We start from the raw sequence: 2,525 nt of genomic DNA, 5'->3' as shown, positions 1-2,525 counted from the left end.
TAGAGCCTGTCCCACAGCGCCGATCCTAGGCGCTGTATGGCTTGAAGGTTGTTAGGAAAAAGGCATGAGAGGCGAATATGCCTCCCATGCCCGAAATTCGGGGTCTATAAATTGGTTTACCACAACTAATCCAAGACCTTCGAACGTGCTCAGCTTCACTTATCAACCTTCCCTTCGTCCAGAGCTTCCTCAGACTTTCGGTCCGAAGGAGTACCGCGAAGAGCGTGCACTCTTCATTCGCATCGATGAAATTCTCACCACCTCCGGGCTTGAAGGCGAATTCATCAAGCTCGCCATGGAGCACCACGGATTGGATCCGGCAAAGCAAAGCGCCAGACGTATCGCAGGTTTCTGTCGCACTTCCATCCTCGCCCTGCGCAGCAACATCGCCCGCCACTTCAAAGGCATGGATCATCGTGATTTCTGCATCCGTCTCGCCGACAGCCCGCTTCTCCAATGGTTCCTTCAGATCGGTCGCGTCGATAGGGTCAAGGCCTTCGCCAAAAGCACCAGCGACCGTTTCGCCCGCTGGATTGGCGAAGCCGGACTGCGGAGCATCAACAACAGGCTCATCGCCCTGCTCGCCGGCACCGACACGGTTCTCATCCCTTTTGATCTGAAAACCCCGGTCAACTTTGACGACATCTACTTCGACAGCACCTGTCTGAAAGCACCCATTCACTTCCCCATCGACTGGGTGCTGCTGCGTGACGCCACGCGCACCCTGATGAAAGCCACCGTGCTCATCCGCCGCGTCGGACTCCGTCACCGCATGCCCCAGGAACCGCTCGAATTCCTCAGCGACATCAACACCCTGTGCATGAAGATGACCGCCAAGAATCGCACCAAAGACGGTCGCAAGCATCGCAAGGCCGTCCTTCGCGAAATGAAAGCCCTTACGAAACGTATCGGAAGACACGCCCGCAACCACCTCGACATTCTCACCACCCGCAGCCACGAAACGGATCTAACACCCGGGCAAATCGACCAACTAGGCAAGCGCATCGAGAGTATTCTCATCCAGCTTCCCGCCGCCATCAAACAAGCTCACGAACGAATCATCGGAGGACGAAAACTGCCTAACACCAAGAAGATCCTCAGTTTCTACGATCCCGACGTGCAAGTCATCGTGCGCGGCAAGAGCAACGCCGAAGTCGAGTTCGGCAACAACCTCTGGCTCGGAGAGACCCGCGAAGGATTCATCGCCGACTACCTCCTGGAGAAAGAGAAAACCAGCGACGCCAAACAGATACAACCCGCCATCATGCGACTTGTTAGAGATCAGTGCCTCCCCGTGGGAAACGTCTGGGGCGACCGGGCGCTGCATAGCGCGGCGAACGATGAATTCCTGAAGAGCCAAGAAATCCGCAGCGGATTATGTCCGCGAAACGTCGTCGAACTTGCAGATCGGTTGGAAAACGAGCCCGGCATGCGCGAAGGCCTCAAACGCCGTGCCGGAACCGAAGCGCGAGTGAGCATCCTGATTCGTGACTTCATGGGCAAACCCGCACGAGCAAAAGGATTCGAGCACCGTGAACTGATGGTGGGCTGGGCCGTCCTGAGTCACAACCTCTGGGTCCTCGCTCGACTTGAGCGGGAAAATCCTGCGGAAGAAATCGAGCGTCAGGTACCCGAGGCCGCCTGATCCGTCCGGGCTTGATAAGAAAGCACCGTGCGCCGCAGCATCGTCCCGAGATAACTCGGCAGCGTCGCCGTGTCTTGAAGTTGGGAAAAAGTAAGGAACTCGCATCCCAGACCGAGAAAATCGCTCAAGAAAGATGTGATCCGCCCTCATTTCGAAGCTCATCCACCAGATTCAGGAAGACCCGTAGATCCTTGTGCTCAAATCATCCGATTGTGGGACGGGCTCTAACTAAACCCAACCTCGCCCGCTTCCAGCGCTTTCCCTGGCGACATATCCCTATCCGGCTTTCGAATCCCCTCCGGATGCTTGCAGTAAAATATGTCCTCCGACTGAATCCCAAAGGCGATCAACTGCCGGAACATCGCATTCGAACTCGTCCCTGAGAGATCCAAGTCCGTTTCCGTGGCCTTCTTCACCAAGGCCGCAGTCTCCTCATTTGGAAACGAACCAAATTCCTGATCAAACTCTAACAAAGCGAGCCCTGCCTGTTTCGCATTGTTGATGGCCTGAGTTCGGTCACGAGCTTCACCCTGTCGACCAGAACTCAGGAGAAAACACGGCGAAAAAACGAACAGCAGGAGAGCCCCCACAAACACCCCCACCCCAATCATCCCCCAATTCAAGCCCTTCCGTTCCCTCGCACCATCCTCCGCCGTCTTTTCCTGCTCTTGAGGTTTTTCTTTCATCCTCCAGCTTGTATCTGGATCGGTTCCAAAAGTAAAACATCCCACCATTCCTTCACCGAAATTTCATGGATAGAGGTAGGAACGGCGCATTGGTTTGCGCCGCTCCCCCCTCCGAACCGGACAGGCGGATCTCCCGCATCCGGCTCTCCAGTCAGTGGTTTGCTCCATTACGGAGACTCTCGACTTCAGCACTC

The 2,525-nt window shown here is 55.8% G+C and carries 3 protein-coding genes; 1 reads left to right on the top strand and 2 read right to left on the bottom strand.

Going from position 1 to position 2,525, the window contains the following annotated elements; translation table 11 throughout:
• Positions 1-145 precede the first annotated feature (145 nt).
• Positions 146-1,645 carry a hypothetical protein gene (locus WBG04_RS01470; RefSeq protein WP_424312568.1) on the top strand — a complete coding sequence of 500 codons (1,500 nt, stop codon included), beginning with the start codon at positions 146-148 and terminating at the stop codon, positions 1,643-1,645.
• Here the strand turns inward: WBG04_RS01470 and WBG04_RS01465 are convergent.
• Both WBG04_RS01465 and WBG04_RS01460 read right to left on the bottom strand, forming a co-directional pair.
• Positions 1,624-1,773 (bottom strand): hypothetical protein, encoded by a 150-nt coding sequence (locus WBG04_RS01465; RefSeq protein ID WP_424312567.1) that lies wholly within the window; start codon positions 1,771-1,773, stop codon positions 1,624-1,626. The genes WBG04_RS01470 and WBG04_RS01465 overlap by 22 nt on opposite strands.
• 96 nt (positions 1,774-1,869) lie before the next feature.
• A complete protein-coding gene (locus tag WBG04_RS01460) occupies positions 1,870-2,331 on the bottom strand; it encodes a hypothetical protein (RefSeq protein WP_424312566.1) in 462 nt (153 codons plus the stop codon).
• Positions 2,332-2,525 lie beyond the last annotated feature (194 nt).

Origin of the sequence: Haloferula sp., assembly GCF_049672945.1 — a bacterium.
In the GTDB taxonomy this organism is placed as follows: Bacteria; Verrucomicrobiota; Verrucomicrobiia; order Verrucomicrobiales; family Akkermansiaceae; genus Haloferula.
This window is presented reverse-complemented; position numbering and strand designations above follow the sequence as displayed.

Bases quoted from the DNA above. Each gene is read 5' to 3' on its own strand.
- WBG04_RS01460 (WP_424312566.1), bottom strand. From the start codon at position 2,331: ATGAAAGAAAAACCTCAAGAGCAGGAAAAGACGGCGGAGGATGGTGCG.